This window comes from Leifsonia araucanica (assembly GCF_051161895.1).
In the GTDB taxonomy this organism is placed as follows: domain Bacteria; phylum Actinomycetota; class Actinomycetes; order Actinomycetales; family Microbacteriaceae; genus Leifsonia.
This window is the reverse complement of the sequence record NZ_JBMBTW010000002.1, coordinates 2698664-2720705: the sequence shown is the minus strand read 5'-3', so window position 1 is coordinate 2720705 and position 22042 is coordinate 2698664. Positions and strand designations below refer to the sequence as shown.

18 protein-coding genes are annotated in these 22042 nt (G+C 69.1%); 14 read left to right on the top strand and 4 right to left on the bottom strand.

All coding sequences use genetic code 11. From position 1 onward, the window contains the following. Positions 1-4: 4 nt before the first annotated feature. Both ACN6M5_RS13070 and ACN6M5_RS13065 read right to left on the bottom strand, forming a co-directional pair. A complete protein-coding gene (locus tag ACN6M5_RS13070; protein ID WP_085367355.1) occupies positions 5-235 on the bottom strand; it encodes a hypothetical protein in 231 nt (76 codons plus the stop codon). 138 nt (positions 236-373) lie between these two features. Next, positions 374-1657, bottom strand: coding sequence for a CynX/NimT family MFS transporter (locus ACN6M5_RS13065; protein WP_434950474.1), 1284 nt, complete (start codon positions 1655-1657; stop codon positions 374-376). Positions 1658-1732: 75 nt separating this feature from the next. Here ACN6M5_RS13065 and ACN6M5_RS13060 point away from each other — a divergent pair, with 75 nt between their 5' ends. The 10 genes from ACN6M5_RS13060 (at position 1733) to ACN6M5_RS13015 (ending at position 15484) form a co-directional block, all read left to right on the top strand. Next, positions 1733-2536, top strand: a complete 804-nt coding sequence (locus tag ACN6M5_RS13060; RefSeq protein WP_434950472.1) for an AraC family transcriptional regulator — start codon at positions 1733-1735, stop codon at positions 2534-2536. Next, entirely contained in the window at positions 2536-3429 is an 894-nt protein-coding gene (locus ACN6M5_RS13055) for an oxidoreductase (protein ID WP_434952391.1), read from the top strand. The genes ACN6M5_RS13060 and ACN6M5_RS13055 overlap by 1 nt, the downstream gene beginning before the upstream one ends. A 72-nt stretch (positions 3430-3501) precedes the next feature. After that, a complete protein-coding gene (locus tag ACN6M5_RS13050; RefSeq protein WP_168690649.1) occupies positions 3502-4527 on the top strand; it encodes a LacI family DNA-binding transcriptional regulator in 1026 nt (341 codons plus the stop codon). 191 nt (positions 4528-4718) lie between these two features. Further along, positions 4719-6050: an ABC transporter substrate-binding protein gene (locus ACN6M5_RS13045; protein ID WP_085367350.1), complete on the top strand. Its 1332-nt coding sequence runs from the start codon at positions 4719-4721 to the stop codon at positions 6048-6050. 61 nt (positions 6051-6111) lie between these two features. Then, on the top strand, positions 6112-7023 hold the full coding sequence (locus ACN6M5_RS13040; RefSeq protein WP_434950469.1) for a carbohydrate ABC transporter permease: 912 nt from the start codon (positions 6112-6114) through the stop codon (positions 7021-7023). Further along, positions 7023-7895 (top strand): carbohydrate ABC transporter permease, encoded by an 873-nt coding sequence (locus ACN6M5_RS13035; protein WP_085367348.1) that lies wholly within the window; start codon positions 7023-7025, stop codon positions 7893-7895. The genes ACN6M5_RS13040 and ACN6M5_RS13035 overlap by 1 nt, the downstream gene beginning before the upstream one ends. Before the next feature lie 40 nt (positions 7896-7935). Then, positions 7936-9030: a glycoside hydrolase family 130 protein gene (locus ACN6M5_RS13030; RefSeq protein WP_085367347.1), complete on the top strand. Its 1095-nt coding sequence runs from the start codon at positions 7936-7938 to the stop codon at positions 9028-9030. Positions 9031-9069: 39 nt separating this feature from the next. Continuing rightward, on the top strand, positions 9070-13656 hold the full coding sequence (locus ACN6M5_RS13025; RefSeq protein WP_434950466.1) for a polysaccharide lyase family 8 super-sandwich domain-containing protein: 4587 nt from the start codon (positions 9070-9072) through the stop codon (positions 13654-13656). Continuing rightward, a complete protein-coding gene (locus ACN6M5_RS13020) occupies positions 13638-14741 on the top strand; it encodes a LacI family DNA-binding transcriptional regulator (RefSeq protein WP_434950464.1) in 1104 nt (367 codons plus the stop codon). Before ACN6M5_RS13025 ends, ACN6M5_RS13020 begins: the two co-directional genes overlap by 19 nt. Continuing rightward, complete coding sequence (locus ACN6M5_RS13015; protein ID WP_085367344.1) at positions 14741-15484, top strand: HAD-IIB family hydrolase; 744 nt, start codon at positions 14741-14743, stop codon at positions 15482-15484. The genes ACN6M5_RS13020 and ACN6M5_RS13015 overlap by 1 nt, the downstream gene beginning before the upstream one ends. Here the strand turns inward: ACN6M5_RS13015 and ACN6M5_RS13010 are convergent. Continuing rightward, the gene (locus ACN6M5_RS13010) at positions 15474-16832 is read right to left on the bottom strand and encodes a 6-phospho-beta-glucosidase (protein ID WP_434950462.1); all 1359 of its coding nucleotides are present in this window, start codon (positions 16830-16832) and stop codon (positions 15474-15476) included. The two genes, ACN6M5_RS13015 and ACN6M5_RS13010, sit on opposite strands and share 11 nt — an antisense overlap. Then, a complete protein-coding gene (locus tag ACN6M5_RS13005; RefSeq protein WP_085367342.1) occupies positions 16829-17605 on the bottom strand; it encodes a DeoR/GlpR family DNA-binding transcription regulator in 777 nt (258 codons plus the stop codon). Before ACN6M5_RS13005 ends, ACN6M5_RS13010 begins: the two co-directional genes overlap by 4 nt. 213 nt (positions 17606-17818) lie before the next feature. Between ACN6M5_RS13005 and ACN6M5_RS13000 the strand changes: the two genes are divergently transcribed. The 4 genes from ACN6M5_RS13000 to ACN6M5_RS12985 are packed head-to-tail and all read left to right on the top strand — an operon-like array spanning position 17819 to position 21980. Beyond that, a complete protein-coding gene (locus ACN6M5_RS13000; RefSeq protein WP_434950459.1) occupies positions 17819-18790 on the top strand; it encodes a carbohydrate kinase family protein in 972 nt (323 codons plus the stop codon). 39 nt (positions 18791-18829) lie between these two features. After that, positions 18830-20194, top strand: coding sequence for an extracellular solute-binding protein (locus ACN6M5_RS12995; protein ID WP_434950457.1), 1365 nt, complete (start codon positions 18830-18832; stop codon positions 20192-20194). After that, positions 20191-21159, top strand: a complete 969-nt coding sequence (locus ACN6M5_RS12990; RefSeq protein WP_434950455.1) for a carbohydrate ABC transporter permease — start codon at positions 20191-20193, stop codon at positions 21157-21159. Before ACN6M5_RS12995 ends, ACN6M5_RS12990 begins: the two co-directional genes overlap by 4 nt. Continuing rightward, a complete protein-coding gene (locus ACN6M5_RS12985; RefSeq protein WP_434950453.1) occupies positions 21156-21980 on the top strand; it encodes a carbohydrate ABC transporter permease in 825 nt (274 codons plus the stop codon). The genes ACN6M5_RS12990 and ACN6M5_RS12985 overlap by 4 nt, the downstream gene beginning before the upstream one ends. The last annotated feature ends 62 nt before the right edge of the window (positions 21981-22042 follow it).

The window sequence follows — 22042 nt, the reverse complement described above, 5'->3', positions numbered from 1 at the left end:
AGGCTTAGCGGTCGCGCTCGGTGTAGTCGCCCTGCTCCTCCTCCGCGGGGACCTCGGCGGCCTCGTCGGTGTCGGTGTAGCTGCCCTTGACCGCAGGGTCGGGGCCGACGCCCTCCTCCTCGGTGTACTGGCCGTGCACGGTGCGCTCCATCGGGGCCTCGCCGTCCACCTCGGTGTAGCTGCCTTCGAGGTCGTCGCGGTCCACCGGCTCGCGGTCTGGCTCGTTCGTGCTCATCCTGGCTCCTTCCGCCGACAGGCTGAGCAGACCTCGCTCACCGTCGGCACGCTGTCGTGAGGTGAGCCTACGCCCGCGGCCGGGGCGCGGCTAGAGATGCGCGGCGCACGTTCGTGCAGCATCCACGAGGCTCGGCGATCAGCGACCGCCGCTCAGCACATGACGCTCGCGGCTCGCCGCCGCGCCGGTCAGGAGCTGCGGGATGAGCAGCACGATCAGGGCGATGATCGGCACCGCCCAGCCGCCCGTGACGGAGTGGAGGGCGCCCAGCGCGAGCGGCCCGAATCCGGCCAGCAGGTACCCGATCCCCTGCGCCATCGTCGAGACGTGTGCGGTGTGCCTGGCGTCGGGCGAACGCAGGACGATGTAGGTCAGCGACAGCGCGATGGCGGCGCCCTGCCCGAGGCCGAGGGCCGTCATCCAGACCCAGGGCAACGCACCGGAGGGCGCGAGGAGCAGCCCGGCGAAGGCGATGGCACAGAGCACCGCGGAGCCTGCGACAGGAAGCCAGGCCGGCCGCAGCCTGCCGATCGCCGCCGGCACGGTCAGCGCGGCGAGGATGCCAGGGATGCTCGAGTACGCCAGCAGGAGTCCCGCGTCGTGCTGGGTGGTTCCCGCGTCGTGCAGGATGGACGGGATCCAGGTCAGGGCCGCGTAGTAGCTGAGGCTCTGCAGGCCCATGAACGCGGTGACCGCCCAGGCGACGGGATCGCGGAACAGGTGCGCGAAACGCGGCTCGTCGAGCGGCTCGGTGATGGCGTCGGCGACCGGCGCGTCGGCGACCGGCGGCCGACCCGGCCTCCTGAGCGCGCGCGGAATCCAGACGACGAGCGCCAGGACGGCGGGGACGACCCAGAACCCGAGCGCCTCCCTCCACGACCCGCCGAACGCGGACATGAGCGGCACCGTGAGACCGGCGGCGACGGCCGCGCCGATGAACAGGGAGGTCGAGTAGAGCCCCATCATGAGCCCGACCCGGTGCCCGAAATCCTGCTTGACGGCGGCGGGCATGCACACGTTCGCGACGGCGATGGCGGCGCCCACGAGCACCGTGCCGCCGAAGAGGGCGATCGGCGACGGGATCAACCGGACGCCGATGCCGATCGCGACCGCGGCCATCGTGATCCCGAGAAGCCGGTGCAGCCCCACGCGGCGGGTGAGAGCCGGGGTGAGGAACGCGAACGCCCCGAAGGCGAAGACCGGGATGGTCGTGAGCAGGCTCGCGGTCGCAGGCGACACGCCCAGACCGCTCTCGATGGAGGAGAGCACGGGGCCGACCGACGCGACCCCGATGCGCAGATTGAACGCGATGAGCAACAGCCCGGCGGCCACATAGGCGCTGAAGAACGCCGCTCCGCGAGCGGGGCGCCGGGAGAAGGCGGGGGTCGAAGCGGTGTCCGGTGGCTCACTGATCGTTGTCATTCCGGCAGTTCAGCACCTGTCACCCGGCACGCGAAACACCTAAACTTCCAGATTGTGTCGGTTTCTCGCCAAGCAGTGGCTCTGGATGATCTCCGCCTCGAGACCGCCGGCGGCGATCTCACGACGGAGGGCGCGTACCTCGTCGCCCACGCAGACACCTCGCCGCGCCATTCGCACCCTCTCGGGCACCTGGTTCACGCGGCCTCCGGCGTGCTGTCGCTCGTGACGGACGACGGCACGTGGATCGCCCCATCCAATCGATTCGCCTGGGTGCCGGCGGGCATCGAGCACTCGCACCGCGCCCACGGGCGGACGGACATGCGGGTCGTCTATCTCGATGACGCGGCCGCGGAATCCCTGCCTCACCGGCCCGCCGTGCTCGTGGTGTCCGCCCTGGCGCGGGAGGCCGCTCTGGCGATCACCTCGGGCCTGCCGCGGTCGGAGTCCGCGCTCGCCCGGCTCAGGAGCGTGATCGTCGACGAGGCGGCGACCACCCCCGAGCAGCCCCTTCACCTCCCGGAACCGCGGGATCCGCGATTGCGCGCCGTCGCGCGCGAGGTCGAACGGGATCTCGCGTCTCCGCATTCGCTGGTGAGCATCGCGGAGCACACCGGAGTGGGCGCGCGCACGCTCAGCAGGCTCTTCCGCGAAGAGACGGGCATGGGATACCGGCAGTGGCGCCTCCAGCTCCGGGTGCATCGCGCCCTCGTGCTCCTCGCCGGCGGCACAACGGTCACCGGCGCGGCGGCGGCCTGCGGGTGGGCGAGCACGAGCCAGTTCATCGCGCAGTTCTCGCCGCTGGTCGGGATGACCCCCGGCCAGTACCGCAGTTCGCTCCGACCCGCCACGCCATCCACGGGAGGTAGATTGTCTGCGTGATGGATCCGGATGGGCAGACGGTGGCGGTCATCGGACCCGGCGCGATCGGCACGACCGTCGCCGCGGCGCTCCACGAACGCGGACAGCAGCTCACGATCGTCGGCCGCTCTCCGCGCGCGGAGGTGAGGCTCCGCACCGACCGTTGCACCGTGGTCGTGCCCGGACCGGTCCTCACCGATCCCGCCCGTGCGCCTGGCCCCGTGGATATCGTGCTCCTGGCTGTCAAGGCCACCCAGATCGCCGCTGCTGCACCCTGGCTCGACGTCCTGTGCGGGCCGCGGACGATCGTGTGCGTGCTGCAGAACGGCGTCGAACAGGTGGAGACGGTCGGGCCCCTGGCTCCGGAGAGCGTCGTGCTGCCTGCCATCGTCTGGTTCCCCGCTCAACGCCACCCCGACGGCTCGGTCGAGCTCCGCGGAGAGGCCAGGCTCACCCTTCCGGACAGCGCGGGAGCGGACACCGTGCAGCGCCTGTTCGACGGCACGATGTGCGCGGTCGAGGTCTCCGGCGACTTCACGACGCTCGCCTGGAGGAAGCTGCTGCAGAACGCCGTCGCCGGTCTGATGGCGCTGACGGGACGCCGCGCCGGGATGTTCGCTCGCGACGACATCGCCGCGCTGTCGATCGCCTACCTCCGGGAGTGTCTCGCGGTCGCTCAGGCCGAGGGAGCGAGGCTCGACGACGACGAACCCCTCCGCCTCCTCGACAAGTTCCGGGCGTTCCCCGCCGACCTCGGCACGTCGATCCTCGCCGACCGCGAAGCGCATCAGCCGCTCGAATGGGACGTCAGGAACGGCATCGTCCAGCGGCGCGGTCGTGCTCTCGGAATCGACACCCCGATCAGCGACGTGCTGGTCCCGCTTCTGGCCGCGACGAGCGACGGCCCCGGCTGACACGCAATCCTCGCGTGCCGGTTTCGGCATAGGATGTCCGTCGCTCGGCGAGCGCGGAAATGGGGTGCACTGGTGGCAGATGAGCGTGTGACCATCGTCGACGTGGCGAACAAGGCCGGTGTGGCGATCAGCTCCGTCTCGAGCGCGCTCAACGGACGTCCTGGGGTGTCGGACGTCACCCGCGACCGGATCGTCCGGATCGCCGCCGAGCTCGGATTCGTGCCGTCGCTCCGGGGCAAGAGCCTGTCCGGCCGCCGCGCGTACACCGTCGGCCTCGTGCTGCACCGGGATCCGGATGTGCTGGAGCTCGACCCGTTCTTCGGCGGCTTCATCGGCGGGATCGAAGACGCCATCGACCCCCGCGGATACGCGCTGGTGCTGCAGATCACCGCGGAGTCCGACCAGGTGCTGCAGCGCTACGAGAAGTTCGCGGCCGACCGCCGGGTCGACGGCGTCCTGGTCAACGACCTCGAAATCGACGACCCGCGCATCGCGCTCATCGAAAAGCTCGGCCTGCCGGCGGTCGCGATCAATCCGGGAGCCGACTTCCCCATCCCGGCGGTCAGACAGGACCCGGATGCGGGCATCCGGGCCACGGTGGAGCACCTCGTGGAACGTGGTCATCGCCGTGTCGCGTACGTCGGCGGCCGTCAGGACATGATCCACTCCGCTCAGCGCGAGGGCGCGTGGCTGACCGCGATGCGCGAGTTCGGGCTGACGCCCGGCCCCGTCGTCCCCGGCGACTTCACCTACCTCGCCGGCGCCTCCGCCGCGTCCGCACTCCTCGAACTCGCTGAGCCGCCGACGGCCGTGGTGTGCGCCAACGACCTGTCCGCCATCGGGCTCATCGCCCAGGCGCAGCACCTGGGCGTCGACGTGCCGGGGGAGCTGTCGGTCGCCGGATTCGACGACATCCGTCTCGGCACATACGTGCGGCCGTCGCTGACGACCGTGCACACCAGCCCGCGGGAGCTCGGCAGGGAGTCCGGCAGGATGCTCATCGACCTGATCGCCGACGGCGCGGTCGACGACGTGCGCATCTCGGATGCGGCCTTCATCGCCAGGGACTCCACCGGGCCGGCTCCCGCCGGGCGCTGACCCCCTCGGCAGAGCTCCCATCGCATGACCCCCGAATGGGGGTTGTCTTCGCGCACTCAAGCATGACAGCATGAGCTACCGAAACGTTTCGGTAAACGCACGGTGTGCGATCCGAAACGTTTTGGACACACCCGAAGCACTGCACCTGCACCTGCACCTGCACCGACCCGAACTCGATGAGGAGACATCACATGGCGACGAAGAGGTTGCGCAGCACGACACTCGGCCGGCGGATCATCGCCGGCGTCGTTGCGGCGGCCACGATCGGCGGGCTGGCGGCCTGCTCCAGCGGCACCGGAGACACGAACGGCGGTGAGCCGAGCGGCAAGCTCCAGCTCCTCGTCTCGAGCAGCGACGCCACCGACGCCGGCTTCCGCGCGGTCAACGACGCATTCGAGAAGAAGTACCCGAAGGTGGACGTGGTCTTCTCCACCGTCTCCAACGACAACTATCCGGCCACCAAGTCGTCCCGCCTCACCGCGGGCAACCTCGACCTGTTCGTGGTGAAGGGCCTCATGGAGACGCCCTCGTACGCCAAGGACGCCGCGACGGACGACGCGCGACTGGCCAAGGCCGGCGCCCTCGTCGACCTCACCGACGAGGCGTTCCTGAAGAAGTACACGCCGAGCCTGCTCGACGCGCAGGCCATCGGCGGCAAGCAGTACGCGGTGCCGACCGGCGTCAGCTACTACACGGGCGTCTTCTACAACAAGAAGATCTTCGCGGACAACGGGCTGAAGGTCCCCACCACCTGGAGCGAGTTCACGGCCGTCGTCGACGCGCTCAAGGCCAAGGGCGTCACCCCGTTCGGGATGGGCGGCAAGGACAGCTGGCCGGCCGGTCTTCCGATGCTCGCCTCGGTCGCGTCGCTCTACCCGACGGTCGCCGACAAGCAGCAGCTGGCGAAGGAACTCTGGACGAATAAGGCCAAGCTGACCGACCCGACAGAGGTCAAGGTGCTGCAGCAGACCGAGTTCGTGCTGCAGAACTCGCAGCAGGGCGCGGCGGGAGCCGACTACGCCTCCATCCCTGCCGGGTTCGCGGCGGGCGACTTCGCGATGACGGTCGACGGAACCTGGGATCAGCCGACGCTCGACGCGGCGGTCGCGAAGTCGTTCGACTACGGGTACTTCCCCTTCCCCGGATCGGACAAGGCGTCGGACAACGCGCTGCTGAACGGGAAGACGGAGCTCCAGCTCGCCGTCCCGACCTCCGCCAAGAACAAGACGGCGGCGCTCGCCTGGCTGAAGTTCTTCTCCGACAAGACCAACTACGAGCTGTTCCTCAGCAAGTCGGGCTTCTCATCGGCTCAGCCGGACGCATCCACCAGTGCGTTCCTCCAGTCGATCGGCGAGTACACGAAGTCGTACGAGCCGGCGTGGGACCAGGTCTGGTTCGCCAACAACAAGGCCGGTCAGGATGCGGTCTTCCCGTTCAACTACCCCGCCCTGAGCCCGCTCGGTTCCGCGACGCCTGAGCAAGCCGCCGAGGCTGCTCAGAAGGCGTGGTCGGCGGCCGGATGACGCTGCCGGGAGGGTGGCCGGCAGCAGTGCCGGCCACTCGCCCCGGACGTCGAGAGACACCATGACTGAATCATTCCCCTTCCCCCGCCGCACGCCGGTCCGGGTCACCTTCGGGCTCGGGATGCTGTTGCTCGGCATCTTCGGCTTCGTGCCGGCGATCGGCGTGCTCGTCGCATCCTTCACCGACCTCCGTGGTCTGCCCGGCCTCCCGATCAACTTCGTCGGCCTGCAGAACTACGTCGACTTCTTCTCGCCGGCCAAATGGGCGGACAGCGCGAACGCGCTGAGGAACACCATCATCTTCGCCGTCGCGAGCACCGTGGTGCAGATCGTCGTCGCCCTGGCGATCGCCGTGCTGCTGAACCGCCGGCTCAGGGGCCGCAACTTCTACCGTGCCGTGGTGTTCATGCCCACCATCCTGGGCGTGACCGTGACCGGCCTCGTCTGGTCCCTGATCTTCAACGTGAGCGGCGGACCCGCCGCGTCGGTGCTCGACCTCTTCGGCGGCAAGTCGGCGTTCTTCGGCGACCCGCGCCTCGCGCTGACGCTCGTGATCGTCGTGCAGGTGTGGATGGTGCTCGGCGTCTCCGTCATCATCTTCCTCTCCGGGCTCCAGGCGGTTCCGGAGGAGCTGAACGAAGCGGCCGAGATCGACGGCGCGAACGGCTGGCAGCGTTTCCGGAGCGTCACGGTGCCCCTGCTCGCTCCGTCGATCACGGCGAACGTGCTCCTCGGCATCGTCAACGCCCTGCAGAGCTACCAGCTGATCTACGTGCTCAGCGGTCCGAACAACCGCTCCACCCAGGTGCTCTCGCTCCTGGTCTACGTGCAGGGCTTCGGCGGAGCATCCGGTACGACGCTGTCGCAGTCGCAGGGCTACGCGGCGGCGGTCTCGATGGTCCAGTTCGTGCTGGTGGCCGTCGTCTCGATCATCGCCCTGACGATTCTGCGCCGACGAGAGGCGAAACTGTGATGACCACGTCCACCGAATCGCTGCCGGCGACGAGGGAACGCTCCAGCGAGACGACAGTGCGCCGTCGGCGGCGCATCCCGGTCGGCGCGTACATCTGCGCGCTCATCCTGATGATCGTGTTCCTGTTCCCGCTGCTCTACCTGCTCAACACCGCGCTGAAATCGCAGGCGGAGTTCGTGGCGAACCCCGTCGGCCTGGTCTCCGACCCGCAGTGGAGCAACTTCGCTACCGCGTGGGAGAAAGGAGACTTCGGCGCGTACATCCTGAACAGCGTGATCTACACCGCAGCGGGATCGGCGATCGGCACCCTGCTCACGCTGGTGCTGGCATTTCCAGTCGCCCGCGGCTACGTGCGCGGCGCCAAGTACTGGTCCATCGTGTTCGTGCTCGTGCTGTTCCTGCCGAACGCCCTGATCACCCAGTTCCAGCTGCTCCTGCGGCTCGGGCTGTACGACACCCAACTCGGCTACATCCTGCTGGTCGGCGTCGGCGTCGGAGTCGGCCCGCTGCTGCTGAGCGGGTTCGTGAAGTCGATCCCGCGCGAGCTCGACGAGGCCGCCGCGATGGATGGGGTGGGCTACTGGCGCTACCTCTTCACGTTCATCCTGCCGCTGGCCCGCCCCGCCCTGGTGACCGTGTTCATCCTGCAGGCGGTGTGGATCTGGAACGAGATCATCCTCGCGACCGTCCTGCTCGCCGACCCCACCAAGTTCCCGGTGACCGTCGGGCTCTACGCGTTCAAGGGCACGTACGGCAACCAGTGGCCGCTCCTCGCGGCGGCCACGTTCATCGTCGCCGCTCCGTTGATCGTCGGTTACATCTTCATTCAGCGCTACCTGGTCAACGGCGTCGTCGGCGCCGTCAAGGGCTGACCCCGTTCCCCGCACCACCTACCCAGCAAGAGAGGTCCTGTTGTCCACCACCGTCCCCGCCGTCAGCACCGCTGTCACCGTCCCGTATGTCCTCGAGCGCGCCGGCGTCGTCATGGAGCCGGACCCGGCAGATCCGCGCCAGGTCGACGGCGTGCTCAACCCCGCGACGGTGCAGGACCCGGATGGGACCGTGCACCTCTTCCCCCGCCTGGTGGCCGAGCACAACGTGTCCAGCATCGGCCGCGCCAGGGTCGTGGTGACCGACGGCGTGCCGACCGCGGTCGACGGGCTGGAGGTCGCGCTGGAGGCGGACCGCGGCTGGGAGCACGGCACGGGTCACGGCGGCGTCGAGGACCCGCGCATCACCCCGCTGAAGGATCTCGGCATCCACGTGATGTCGTACGTGGCGTTCGGCCCGCTCGGCCCGAAACCGGCGCTCGCCGTGTCGACCGACGGTGTGACCTGGCGCAGGCTCGGCCCGATCCAGTTCGCCTACGACGACGCGCTCGACACCGACCTCAACCTGTTCCCGAACAAGGACGTCGTCTTCTTCCCCGAGATCGTCTCCGACCCGGATGGCCGCCCCAGCTTCGCGATGCTGCACCGGCCGATGTGGGACTTCGGCTTCGTGCGCCCCGAGGAGCAGCCACCGCTCCCTGCCGGCGTGACGGACGCGCGCGCCAGCATCTGGATCTCGTACATCCCGGTCGACGAGGCCGTTCGCGACCTGACCGCGCTGACCAGGCCGGCCGGTCACCGGTTCGTCGCCGGCCCGGAGTACGACTGGGAGGCGCTGAAGATCGGTGCAGGCCCCGCTCCGCTCCGCGTGCCGGAGGGCTGGCTGCTGCTGCACCACGGCGTCACCGGCGACCTGCCGGGCGGCTCATTCGTGCCGCAGGCGTTCACCGTGCGCTACGTCGTCGGCGCCATGCTGCTCGACGCCGACGACCCGTCGCGGGTCCTCGCCAGGACCAGCGAGCCCCTGATGACCCCCGAGACAGCGGACGAGACCGCTGGCACGGTGGCGAACGTACTCTTCCCCACCGCGATCGAGAAGATCGGCGGGGAGCACTTCGTCTTCTACGGTGCGGCCGACACCCGGATCTCGGTCGCACGCCTGGTCCGCACCCCCTGACCCCCAACCCCCACCTCAGCGAACAAGGAGTCCTGCGCAATGATGCGTCATCCTGAAGACCCGAACGCTCCACGTCTCTCGCTCGTCCGCCGCTCGCGCCTGTCGGCGCTGGTCGCATCCCTCGTCGTCGCCCTGCTGAGCATCGCCGGCCTGGCCGCGCCCGCACAGGCGGCGGATCTGGAGACGGACGTCTCCACGATCGTCAACCGCTTGCAGGACTACTACCTGAGCCAGGGCGACGAGGTGCAGATCGCCAACGGCATCTATCTCGCGCAGACCTCGAACGCGCTCGACTACGTCGCATCGCAGAACGCGGACGGCTCCTGGTCGGACGTGAACTACCAGGACACCACGAGCTCGGCGAACGGCAAGACCTGGGATGCGTACAAGGCGCTCTACCGCATGGTCGCGATCGCTCAGGCGTACCGCGACCCATCGGCGAAGGGCCACGGAGACGCGAAGCTGATCGACGCGGAGCAGCGGGCGCTCGCGTACTGGGATGCGGTGAATCCGGGGAACACCAACTGGTGGGAGACCGAGATCGGCGAGTCCATCGCCATGGGCCGCATCTCCATCTTCGTCGGTGACGCGCTGACCCCGGATGCGGCGGCGCTGGCGATCAAGCACAACCAGGGCAAGCTCGATCCGGCGGGCGCGAACGGCGCCTGGCGCACCTCCGACTACCTCTACAAGGCGCTCGCCACCCGGGATGCCGCCGCGATCACCGCGGGCTTCGCCACGATGGTGCAGACGGTGGCGGTGGACGACTCCGGCACCGTGCAGGAGGCCGTGCAACCGGATGCGACGTTCTGGGCGCACGGCGCGCAGCTCTACAGCGAGGGCTACGGCATGGCGCTGTTCACGATGGTGGCGATGTGGGCGGACTCCGCCCGCGGCACGAGCCTGGCCTTCACCCGCGACCAGCTGGACACCATCGCGTTCTACATCGTCGACGGCACCCGCTGGCTGATCCGCGGCGAGATCGAGATGCTGTACCTCCTCTACCGCCCGGCCACGACCGTCGACGGCGTGACGAGCTACGCGGCCGTCTTCCTGGATCCACTGGACAGGATGGCGCGCACCGACCCGCTCTATGCGACCGCGTACCGCCAGATGGCGGACAACATCCGGGGCAAGACCGCCGGGAACGGCGCGATCGGCGACACATACTTCTGGCGGTCGGAGTTCTCGTCGCACCAGCGGGCGGACTACGGCATCGTGACCGGTCTGAACTCCAGCCGCACCGTGGGCAGCGAGTACCGGTCCACCATCCGCAAGGACGTCGGCAACGAGGTCGTCTGGAATCGCACAGGCACCACGGCCATCCAGGTGACCAACAAGGAGTACACCGACCTCGGTCCGGCATTCGACTGGTTCCACTACCCCGGCACCACCGTGCCGTACGTGAAGGAGACCACCCTCGGCAAGGACGGCCGCTCGGCCAACGGCGGGGCGTTCACCGGCGGCGTCTCGGACGGCATGTACGGCGCGACGGTGGAGAGCCTGGACAGGGTCGGCACCCAGGCGCAGAAGAGCTACTACTACTTCGACGACGAGATGGTGGCGCTCGGCGCCGGCATCCAGTCGACGTCGGCTGCGCCCATCCACACCACGGTCAACCAGGTCGCCGCGAAGGGCAACGCGTCGGTGGACGGGCAGAAGGTCGAGTCCGGCACGGACGGCAGAGTCGTCGGCGACCCGTCGTGGGCGTACAACGACAAGGTCGGCTACGTGTTCCCGTCCGACCAGGCGGTGACCGTCTCCGACAAGACACAGACCGGCAGCTACTACGGCGACCAGCCGGAGAGCCACGACGCGTTCTCCCTGTACTTCGACCACGGGGTGAAGCCGAGCAACGCCGGATACGAGTACATCGTGCTCCCCGCCAAGTCGGCCGCGCAGACCCAGGCGTACGCGGCGAACCCCGCCGTGAAGATCCTCCGCAACGACTCGTCGGTGCAGGCGGTCCAGCACGCCGGTCTCAAGCGGACGATGGCAACCTTCTATCGGGCCGGTTCGCTCGACCTCAGCGACGGCCGCACCCTTTCGGTGAGCCAGCCGAGCATCGTGATGCTCGACGAGTCCTCCGGGACCCCGGTGGTGAGCCTGTCGAACCCCAGCCAGCCCGGGATCCTCGTGGATGTGACCCTGAGCGGCGGTGCGTCGGCGTCCCACGGTTCCTTCGTGCTCGGCACAGGGGCGAACCTGGGCAAGACCGTCACGGAGCCGCTCGCCGCGGACGACTCGGCCGGCTCGCCGTACACCGCGAGCGGGTCGGTCGCCGGTCACGGCCCGTCGCTGACAGGCGATGGGGACACCGCGACGACATGGCAGTCGTCCGGCGCAGCACCGTGGCTCCGCCAGCGGCTGACCGCCGGCTCGTACGCCATGGGCGCCGACGTCGACTGGGGAAGCGACTACGCCACCCGGTTCCTCGTCCAGACTTCCCTGGACGGCACGACCTGGACCGATCAGAAGCTCGTCCAGAACGGGACGGGTGGACACCAGCACGTCGACTTCCCGGCCACCGCGGCGAACTTCGTCCGCATCCTGCCCCTGGACGGGCCGGGCGGCGGCGCGTACTCGGTCGGGGAGTTCTCCGCTCTCTCCCGCGTCAACCTCGCCCTCGGGGCCCCCACCACGGCGTCCGACGGAACGAGTCCGGCGAGCGCGACGGACGGGAACGCGACCACCAGGTGGATCGCCGACAGGACGGGCTCACCGGATGCGTCCTGGCTGCAGGTCGACCTCGGCAGCGTGCAGAAGATCGGTGCAGCACGGTTGTTCTGGGAGGCGTCGTACGCCAGCCAGTACAAGATCCAGGTCTCGGACGACGGCCGCACCTGGCGCGACGCATACGCCACCCCGGCAGCGGGGAGCGACGGCGGCACGGACCTCGTGGCGCTGAATGCGACAGGCAGGTACGTCCGGATGCAGACGGTCAAGCGTGCCGTCACCGCATACGGGGTCTCGCTGTGGGAGTTCGAGGTGTTCGGGGACGGTGCCATCACCGCGGCACCGACCGCCGGCGGGCGGGTGAACCTGGCCGCGGGAACGCCGACCACGGCGGACAGCGTCTACAACAACCTGGCGAACGTCCAGCCCACCGCCGCCACCGACGGCTCGAAGACCACCAAGTGGTCGTCGGCGCGGCCGACCGGCACTGCTCCGTACACCAACCGCAACTGGCTGCAGGTGGACCTCGGCGCTGTGCGGCCGGTGTCTCAAGCGGTGGTGGAATGGGAATCGGGCAACTCGACCGACTACCAGCTCGAGGGCTCGGTGAACGGCACCGACTGGACCCAGCTCGCCCACGTGCAGAACTCCGGCACCGCGGATCACCGTCGTGACACGACGGACTTCCCGACGGCGGAGGCGCGCTACGTCCGCGTGATCGGCTCGCCGGCGACCAAGTACGGGCTCAACATCTGGGAGTTCGAGGTCTACGGCGGCTACAGCCTGACCTGCCAGGCTCCTGTGACGGCGGACCGCGAGAGCACGGCCACGATGACGGCGAAGATCAGCCCGCTCGACGCGGGGGACTCCTTCACGGCGTACTCGCTCGACCCGTCGGTCGCGGCGGTCTCGGCCGCGCCGCAGCCCGCTGCGGACGGGACCATCGCTGTCGCCCTCACGACAGGGGCGCCGGGAAGCACCTCCATCGTGCTGGTGCACGGCGCTGGCGACGAGTTCGTCCGGTGCCCCGTCACGGTGGCGGTCGACCGGAGTGCGCTGCAGGCATTGGTCGACCGCGCCGCCGGCCTCGACAGCACGCAGTACGCCGCCGCGACCTGGGCGCCCGTTCTGCCCGCCCTGGAAGCCGCGAAGGCGACGCTCAAGGCCGCCGATGCCACCCAGGCCGCGATCGACGGCCGCGCCGCAGCGCTGAAGGCCGCGATCGACGGGCTCCGCGCCACGGCGAGCATCAGTGCGCCGGCCGTCACCGCGAAATGGGGAACCGCCGCGACCGTCACCGTCACGGTGTCGTCCCCCCTCCCGGTCAGCGGTCAGGTGACGCTGACGGAGGGGTCGAAGGATCGAGGCGTCGCGCCGCTGCGTGACGGCGTCGCCACGTTCACCCTCCCCTCTGGCCTTGCGGCAGGCGACCACACGCTGACGGCGACGTACTCCGGCAGCGACACGGTGGAGGGCGCAAGCACGACCGTCGTCGTCACGGTCACCCTCCCGGCCGCCTGGAGCAAGACCACGACGTACAAGACCGGGGACATCGTCAGCTATCGCGGGTCGGTGTACACGGCGGGATGGTCGACCAAGGGCGAGCAGCCCGGCGCAAGCAACACCGGCGCCTGGCAGGAGCTCGCGCTGACCGAGGACGGCGCGACGGCGTGGACGGCATCCCGGGTCTTCAACGGCGGGGAAACGGTCGTCTATCAGGGCAAGACGTACCTGGCCTCCTGGTACAGCCGCTCGGACGTGCCGGGTGGGGCGACCGGCCCGTGGCAGGAGATCGCCACCGCGCCGGACGGCACGGCGCTGTGGACTCCGTCGCGCATCTTCAACGCCGGGGAGAAGGCGAGCTACAAGGGCGTCGTCTACGTCGCCAAGTGGTACTCCCGCAACCAGGCTCCTGGCTCCGCGAACGGCCCATGGGCCGTCGCCGGATAGCAGGCGCCGGCCTTCAGGCGGGAACCGGTTCGGGTCCGGTTCCCGCCCAGCGGGTCGTCCAGGAGGCGGGCAGGAGCCGCGTCACCATCTCGGACGTCGCAGCGCGAGCACGGGTCTCCAAGAGCGCCGTGTCGTTCGTCTTCAACGGACGCCGCGGCCTCAGCGAGGCGACGACGGAGCGCATCCTCCGGGCGGCGGACGACCTCGGCTGGAAGCCGAACGCGCGAGCGCGGGCGCTCTCCCTGGACCGCCCGCGGAGCGTCGGCCTGGTGGTCGGACGGCACGGGGTCAGCCCTGGCGCCTGCTCCGACCTCGCCGGGTTCATCGACGGGGTCGGCACGGCGCTCGCTGCGACGGACACCGCCCTCGTGGTCCGGGTGGTCTCATCGGCTGCGGAGGAGACGGGTGCGTACGACCGGTTCGTGCGCGAGTCGCAGGTCGACGGCATCCTGATCGTCGATCTGCGTACCTCCGACGACCGTCCGGCCGCTCTGACCGTCCTCGGTCTCCCGTTCCTCGTCGCGGAGCACGTGGTGGCGAACGCGGACGAGTGGGAGGGCACAGCCCAGGCCGTGCGCCACCTGGCCGCGGCCGGGCACGAGCGCATCGCCATCGTCGCCGAGACCGGAACGTTGCGGTCGGCTCGACGGCAGAAGGCGTTCGCCGACGAATCGCGTGCGCTCGGGCTGTCGGCGCGCGTGATCGGCCTCCCCGACCCGTCGCCGGCCTCTGCGCGGGCGGCCACCGACCGGCTGCTCGGGTTCAAGGCCCCGCCCACCGGGATCCTCTACGACACCGGACTCCTGGCTTCGGCCGGGATGGGCGTGATCGGGCGCCGGGGGATGCGGGTGCCGGAGAGCCTCTCCGTCATCAGCCTCGACGACAGCTCGTTCGCGCTCGTGACAGAGCCCGCCATCACCAGCGTGCGACGCGACGCATACGCCTGGGGTCGGGAATGCGGCCTCCGTCTGGTCGCTCTGCTGGGCGGGGATCCCGTCGCCGAGGCCGAGCTCCCGCCCGCAGAACTCGTCGTGCGCGCCAGCACGGCGCCACCATCCACCACCACCCACGAAAGGTCCCGCTGATGCCCCGCCTTGTCGCCTTCGATCTCGACGACACCCTCGCCCCGTCCAAGTCGCCCGCCGCTCCCCGGATGATCGAGCTGCTCACCAGCCTGCTCGACGTCTCCGAGGTGTGCGTGATCTCGGGAGGGAGGTTCGAGCAGTTCCGCGACCAGCTGCTCTCCCAGCTGCCAGGGTCGGCACGGCTCGACCGGCTCCACCTCATGCCCACCTGCGGCACGCGCTATTACCGCTGGGACGGCGCGGGATGGAGACTGCAGTACGCCGAGAACCTGACCGACACGGAGCGGACGCAAACGCTCGCGACGGTCCAGGAAGAGGCGTCCCGCCTCGGGCTCTGGGAGAAGGACACCTGGGGTCCCGTGCTGGAGGATCGCGGGTCGCAGATCACGTTCTCCGGGCTCGGTCAGCTGGCGCCCATCGACAAGAAGGCCGCCTGGGACCGCGACGGGACGCGGAGGAACCTGCTCCGCGCCGCCGTCCAGTCCCGGCTTCCCGGCTTGGAGGTGCGCGCAGGAGGCTCGACGAGCATCGACATCACCCGCCACGGCGTGGACAAGGCGTACGGGATGACCAAGCTCTCGTCGCTGACCGGGATCCCCTTCTCCGACATGCTCTTCATCGGAGACAGGCTGGACCCGGACGGCAACGACTATCCCGTGATCGCGCTCGGAATCCCCACCAGGTCGGTGTCCGACCCGTCGGAGACGGCGGCCATCGTCGAAGGACTGCTCGTCACTTCGTGAGGACCGCCGCCACCTCCGGGATGCGCTCGATGTAGCCGGCGACGAGCGAGCGGGCGACGGTCACGCTGTCGACCAGGGGATGCAGGGCGAACGCCGCCACCGCCTCTTCCTTCGAGCCGGTGAGCGCCGCGGCGATGGTGTGCCGTTCCACCGACTTCACCAGCGACATCAGGCCCACCTGGTGCAGGTCGGGCTGGTCAGTGGTCAGCGGATGCACGCCGTTCGCGTCCACCAGCGTGGGCACCTCGACGACGGCGTCGTCCGGCAGCCCGTGGATGGTGCCGTTGTTGCGCACGTTGAGGATCATCGTCTGACGCTCGTTGCGGCTGATCGCGGCCATCACGCCGAGGGCGACGCCCGCGTATCCCTGGTGCGACGGGTCCTGCTCGCGCTCCTTGACGTGGGTCGGCGCATCCTGGGTGCCGCCCTTCGCTTCGGCCATGTACGAGGCGCTGCGACGCTCGACGGTGGTGCGCCACAGTTCGGCGACCCCCTGGCCGGCGTCGGCCGCCTTCGTGTAGAAGGCGCTCTGCGAGTCGGCGAGGAAGTCGCCGCGGGTCTTGCCGGACTCCCGGATGGTCTGCACGGCGTCGCGGTTGAAGTAGTAGTAGTACAGGTACTCGTTGGGCACGGAGCCGAGGTTGCGGATCCAGTCCGCCCCGAACACGTGGCCCTCCTCGAGCGCGCCGAGCAGGGCGTCGTCGGCCAGCAGCTCGGGGAGCACGTCGCGGCCGTCGTAGAGGAGGCGGCGCATCCAGCCCAGGTGGTTGAGGCCGACGTAGTCCATCTGCACGCGCGTGTGGTCGAGGCCGAGCAGGCCCGCGACACGACGGCCGAGGCCGGACGGGGTGTCGCAGATGCCGAGCACGCGGTCGCCGAGCACCGACTGCATGGCCTCGGTGATGATGCCGGCCGGGTTGGTGAAGTTCATCACGTACGCGTTGGGGGCGAGGTCCTTGATCGCCTTCGCCGCCTCGACCATCACGGGCACGGTGCGGATGGCGTATGCGAGTCCGCCAGGGCCGGTGGTCTCCTGGCCGAGGACGTTGAGGTCGAGGGCGACGTGCTCGTCGCAGCGGCGTCCCTCCAGGCCGCCGACGCGGAGGGCGGCGAAGATGAAGTCGCTGCCCTCGACGGCGCGGTGCAGGTCGGTGGTCGGCACGAGGCGCGGCGCGTCGGGGAACCCGGCGGCCAGCTCGGTGAGGATGGCGACCATCGTGTGCAGGCGGTTCTCGTCCACGTCGTAGAGGGCCACCTCTTCGACGCGCGGTGAACCGGTGTCCCGCAGGAGGGCCTGGTAGACGTACGGCGTGCGGAATCCGCCGCCTCCGAGGATGCAGAGCTTCATACGACAGTGACCTCTCCGCCGGCGTTCCGGCACAGTGCGAGCGTTTCTTCCGGAGCGCCGGTCGTGGTGACCAGCGCATCCACTTCGGTGAGGGAGCAGAGCCGCAGGGCTCCTGTCCCGGGGAACTTGGCTTCGGAGGCGAGCAGCACCACACGGTCGGAGGCGGCGATCATCGACTGCTTGATCGGCGCCTCGACGGCCATGTTGTCCACGACGTGTCCGTTAGCCCGCACGCCCGTGCAGGAGAGGAACACGATGTCGGCGCTCACCTGGCTGAGGGCGAGCTCGGCGAGCGAGCCGACCAGGGTGCGGTAGTTGCGGCGGACGACGCCGCCGAGCAGCACCAGGCGCACGGCGTCGTCGTCGCGCAACTCGTCGAAGACGGCGAGGCTGGAGGTGATGACGGTGATGTCCCTGCCGCGCAGGAGGCGAGCGACCAGCGGGGTGGTCGTGCCGATGTCCAGGATGATGACGCTGCCGTCGGTGACCATCGCGGCCGCCGCCTCCGCCATGCGGCGCTTGAGGTCGGCGTCCGTCGTCTCGTCGAAGGTGCCCTCCTCCGCGCTGCGGCCGTGGTCCTCCACGGTGGCGCCGGGCGTGAGGACCGCCCCGCCGTAGGTGCGGGTCAGCTCGCCGTTGCGGTCGAGCAGCTCCAGGTCTCTGCGGATGGTCGACTCGCTGACGGCCAGTGCTTCGGCCAGCTCGCGCACGGAGGCGGAGCCGTCCGTCCGCAGCGCAGACAGGATGCGGTTCTGCCGTTCGCGAAGAATCATGGTGACACTCTACTCACAGATGAGCAGAGTCGCGCAAACACGAGCAGAGAAAATACTCACATACGCAAACTTAACAAAAGTGCGTCACGCAGGTAATGTAATCGAAACACTCGCTGCTCAAGCTTGCTGAATATCAGCGGTTCCGTCGCATAGTCACGCAAAGTCGAGCATCGAGTGTCGAACCCCGCGGATCCGCAACGAAGAGGAGAGCCCGTGATCGAACGACCGCTGCACCAGGGAGCCGAGCTCCTGTTCGCCGGCGAGATCTTCTGCGATGTCGTCTTCGCCGGCGTCGACGTCCCCGCCGTGGGAGCAGAGGTCTACGCGGACGCCTTCACCATCACGGCGGGAGGCGTTGCGAACCGGGCGGTCGCTGCTGCGCGGGCCGGCGCATCCACTCTGCTGCTGTCGCGCCTCGGCGACGACCCGCTCGGCGAGCACATCCACCGGATGCTGGACGACGAGCCCGGACTCGACACCCGCCTGCTCGAACGCATCCCCGGACACCAGAGCCCTGTCACCGTGTCGCTCACCACCCCGGAGGACCGCTCCTTCATCACCTACCAGGTGGAGCTCGGGCACCAGGATGTTCCTGACGACCTCGGTCCCATCGGCGCGACCCACGTCGGCGTCGCCCACGAACTGCCCGCCTGGGTCGGCCGGATGCGCGCAGCGGGCACAACGGTGGTCGGCGGCGTCGGCTGGGACGCCTCGGGGGACTGGTCGGGCGACGTGCTTCGCCGCCTCTCCGAAGTGGACGTGTTCGTACCCAACGACGCGGAGGCGATGCAGTACACGCGCACCGACGACGCGGTTGCGGCGGCCAAAGCACTGGCGGAGCACGTTCCGCTCGCCGTCGTCACCAGGGGACCGCGCGGCGTCGTCGCCGTCGACTCCGCGGCGGGGGAGATCGTCGAGGTGGAGGCCGTGCCCGTCGCGGCCGTCGACCCGACAGGAGCGGGCGACGTCTTCGTCGCCACGTTCATGGCAGCGCTCGGCCACGACTGGGACCTGCGCACCCGCCTCCGCTTCGCGTCGCTCAGCGCGACCATCTCCGTCACCGGTCTCGGCGGCGCGGCCAGCGCGCCGCGACCGCAGGACCTCATCGACTTCGTCGACCGTCGCAACCCGGCGGGCGATTGGTCGTTCCTCGACCGCATGCGCGTGCCCACCGGCTCGCACTGACCCATCGATCCCTCGCACCCCAACCGAACGGACACTGCAATGAAGAGACACACCAGCAAGGTGGCGCTGCTCGCCGGCGCCCTCACCGCGATCGCTCTCGGACTCACCGCGTGCGCGCCGGGCGGCTCGGCGCCATCCGGGACGCAGAGCCTCGGACCGGTCTCCAAAGACTTCGGCAGCAGCAAGGTCACGCTGACCGTGTGGGATCAGAACACCGACGGCGGCATCGACGACGCGCAGAAGCAGCTGAACGCCGCCTTCACCAAGAAGTACCCCAACGTGACCATCAAGCGGGTCTCCCGGTCGTTCTCCGACCTGAAGACCACGCTCAAGCTCGCGCTCTCCGGCGACAACCCGCCGGATGTGGTCCAGGCCAATCAGGGCTACCCGGACATGGGCGCGTTCGTGAAGGCCGGGCTGCTCCGGCCCGTCGACGACTACGCCGACCTCTACAAGTGGAACGACTACTACCCGTCGAGCCTGCTCAAGCTCAACTCGTTCTCGTCCGACGGCAAGAAGTGGCAGGGCGACGACCTCTACGGCGTCTCCCAGACCGGCGAGCTCGTCGGCCTCTACTACAACAAGGCCGTGCTGCAGAAGGCGGGCATCAGCGAGGCCCCGACCTCGCTCGACGAGCTCACCGCGGACATGGCCAAGGTGAAGGCCGCCGGTTCGCTGCCGCTGGCGTACGGCGACGTGGAGAAGAGCCCCGGCATCCACCTGTACGGGTTCGCGCTGTCGGCGCTGGCCGGATCGCAGAAGGTCAACGACCTCGTCAACGGCTCCAGCGGTTCGTGGACGGGCGCCGACGAGGTGAAGGCGGCCGACGTCGTGCAGGGCTGGCAGAAGTCCGGGTACATCACCCCCGGCGCCAACGGCGTCTCCCGGGATGCGGCGGTCGCCTCGTTCGGCAACGGCGACGCGGCGTTCCTCATCACCGGCACCTGGTACCTGGCGACGCTCGCCGAGGCAACCGCATCCAAGGACATCGGCTTCACTGCGCTGAAGCCCGCCGGATCGGACACGCCCGTCACGATGGGTGGAGAGGGCCTCGCCTGGGCGATCACCTCCAAGTCGAAGAACGCGAACGCGGCGGCCGCGTACATCGACTTCGTCACCGACAAGAACGCGTCCGAGGTGCTCGTGAAGACGGGCAACCTGCCCACGGTCGTGCCGAGCGGGTCCGAGAAGGCCACCGGCACGGTCACCGGCGACGTCACCGCGAACTACATCACCATCTCGAAGTCGAACGGCATCACCCCGTACCTCGACTACGCGACGCCGACGTTCTACGACACCATCACCGCGGCCGCTCAGGATCTGATCGCCGAGAAGGCGACGCCGGAGCAGTTCACGCAGACGCTGCAGGACGACTACGCCGCCTTCACGAAGAAGAACGGATGACCGTGACCGCACACAAGGACGGACAGGCGGTCGCCCCCGCCGTCCGACCGGCTGTCCGCCCGGCCGGAGCAGTGCGCTCCGGCCGGGCGGGGCGACGCAGGAAGCGCAGCCTGGTCGCCTACCTCTATGTGCTGCCCGCGTTCCTCGTGTTCGCGGTCTTCCTCGGCTGGCCGTTCATCCAGACCGTCCAGTACTCGTTCTACGACTGGGACGGCCTGTCGCCCGCCACCTGGGCCGGGTTCGCGAACTACGTCTCGGTGTTCACGGATACGGCGCTGCGCGGCGCGTTCGGGCACGCGCTCATCCTGATGGTGTTCTACGCCGTGATCCCCGTGGTGCTGGCGCTGTTCCTCACGGCCCTCATCTCCCGCGCAAACGCCTTGAGGGGGATGAGCGCCTTCCGCACCGTCCTGTTCCTCCCGCAGGTGATCGCCTCGGTCGTCGTCGCGACCATCTGGGTCTCGATCTACTCGCAGGACGGCCTGGTCAACGAGACCCTGCGGTTCCTCGGCCTCGACGGGCTCGCCAGGGTCTGGCTCGGCGACTACGCGTTCGCGCTCCCCGCGATCGGGTTCGTCGGCACCTGGCTCAACATCGGGCTGTGCGTCGTGCTGTTCCTCTCCGGCGTCGGCAACATCCAGCCGGAACTGTTCGAGGCGGCGCGGCTCGACGGAGCGGGGGCGGCGCGCGAGTTCTTCTCCATCACGCTCCCCGCGCTGCGTGGCCAGATCGCCGTGGCGCTCACGCTCACCATCGTCTCGGCGCTGAAGACCTTCGACCTCGTCTACGTGACGACGGGAGGCGGTCCTGGCACCTCGACCACCGTGCCGGCGTACGAGGCGTACAACCGGGCGTTCAACACGGGACAGGTCGGCTCGGCCGCCGCCGTGGCCATCGCCCTGACCCTCGTGATCATGGTCGTCACCGCCCTGATCAGCCGGATCCAGCCGAAGGACGTGCAATGAGGCTCACCCGCCGCGAGAAGATCGTCGACTACATCGTCCTCTCCCTCTTCGCCCTGTTCGCCGTCATCCCGCTGGTCGGGGTGCTGTTCTCCGCGGTCACGCCGTCGGCGGACAACCAGGGCGGCTTCGCCCTTCCGACGAAGATCGACCTCGGCAACTTCGCCACGGCGTGGACCGAAGGGCACTTCGCCACGTACATGTTCTCGAGCATCGTGGTCACGCTCGGGGTGATCGTCCTCACCACCGTGCTGTCCGTGCTCGCCGGGTTCGCCTTCGCCCGCCTCGACTTCGCCGGCTCCGGCATCATCTTCTTCGTGATGCTCGCCGGGCTCATGCTGCCCGCAGAGGCGTTCATCATCCCGCTGTACTTCAACCTGCGCAGCGTCGGCCTCACCGACTCGTACCAGAGCCTCATCCTGCCGCAGACCGCGCAGTCGCTCGCGTTCGGCATCTTCTGGATGCGCAACCAGTTCCGCGCCTTCCCCGGCGAGATCATCGAGGCGGCCCGCATCGACGGCGCCCGCGACCTGCGCGTGCTCTGGCAGGTGATCGTGCCGCCGTCGCTCGCCCCCATCATGACGATGTGCGTGCTGGTCGCCATGTGGACCTGGAACGAGTTCCTGATGCCCCTCGTCCTCATCACCAGCGAGGACCGCAGGACGGCGCCGCTCGGCCTCGCATTCTTCAAGGGCGAGCATCTCACCGACTACTCGCTCCTGAGCGCGGCGGGCATCATCGTCGCCATCCCCATCGTCGTCCTGTACTTCTTCCTCCAGAAGCATTTCATCTCCGGGATGCTCGGCGGCATCTCCGCGAAATGACGCCGCTATAGACGACAAAACCTCACCCGGAGTAGTGTTCGCCCGTCACCAACGATGGGGTG

Bases quoted from the DNA above. Each gene is read 5' to 3' on its own strand.
- ACN6M5_RS13070 (WP_085367355.1), bottom strand. From the start codon at position 235: ATGAGCACGAACGAGCCAGACCGCGAGCCGGTGGACCGCGACGACCTC.
- ACN6M5_RS13065 (WP_434950474.1), bottom strand. From the start codon at position 1,657: ATGACAACGATCAGTGAGCCACCGGACACCGCTTCGACCCCCGCCTTC.
- ACN6M5_RS13055 (WP_434952391.1), top strand. From the start codon at position 2,536: ATGGATCCGGATGGGCAGACGGTGGCGGTCATCGGACCCGGCGCGATC.
- ACN6M5_RS13045 (WP_085367350.1), top strand. From the start codon at position 4,719: ATGGCGACGAAGAGGTTGCGCAGCACGACACTCGGCCGGCGGATCATC.
- ACN6M5_RS13040 (WP_434950469.1), top strand. From the start codon at position 6,112: ATGACTGAATCATTCCCCTTCCCCCGCCGCACGCCGGTCCGGGTCACC.
- ACN6M5_RS13035 (WP_085367348.1), top strand. From the start codon at position 7,023: ATGACCACGTCCACCGAATCGCTGCCGGCGACGAGGGAACGCTCCAGC.
- ACN6M5_RS13025 (WP_434950466.1), top strand. From the start codon at position 9,070: ATGATGCGTCATCCTGAAGACCCGAACGCTCCACGTCTCTCGCTCGTC.
- ACN6M5_RS13020 (WP_434950464.1), top strand. From the start codon at position 13,638: ATGGGCCGTCGCCGGATAGCAGGCGCCGGCCTTCAGGCGGGAACCGGT.
- ACN6M5_RS13015 (WP_085367344.1), top strand. From the start codon at position 14,741: ATGCCCCGCCTTGTCGCCTTCGATCTCGACGACACCCTCGCCCCGTCC.
- ACN6M5_RS13010 (WP_434950462.1), bottom strand. From the start codon at position 16,832: ATGAAGCTCTGCATCCTCGGAGGCGGCGGATTCCGCACGCCGTACGTC.
- ACN6M5_RS13005 (WP_085367342.1), bottom strand. From the start codon at position 17,605: ATGATTCTTCGCGAACGGCAGAACCGCATCCTGTCTGCGCTGCGGACG.
- ACN6M5_RS12995 (WP_434950457.1), top strand. From the start codon at position 18,830: ATGAAGAGACACACCAGCAAGGTGGCGCTGCTCGCCGGCGCCCTCACC.
- ACN6M5_RS12990 (WP_434950455.1), top strand. From the start codon at position 20,191: ATGACCGTGACCGCACACAAGGACGGACAGGCGGTCGCCCCCGCCGTC.
- ACN6M5_RS12985 (WP_434950453.1), top strand. From the start codon at position 21,156: ATGAGGCTCACCCGCCGCGAGAAGATCGTCGACTACATCGTCCTCTCC.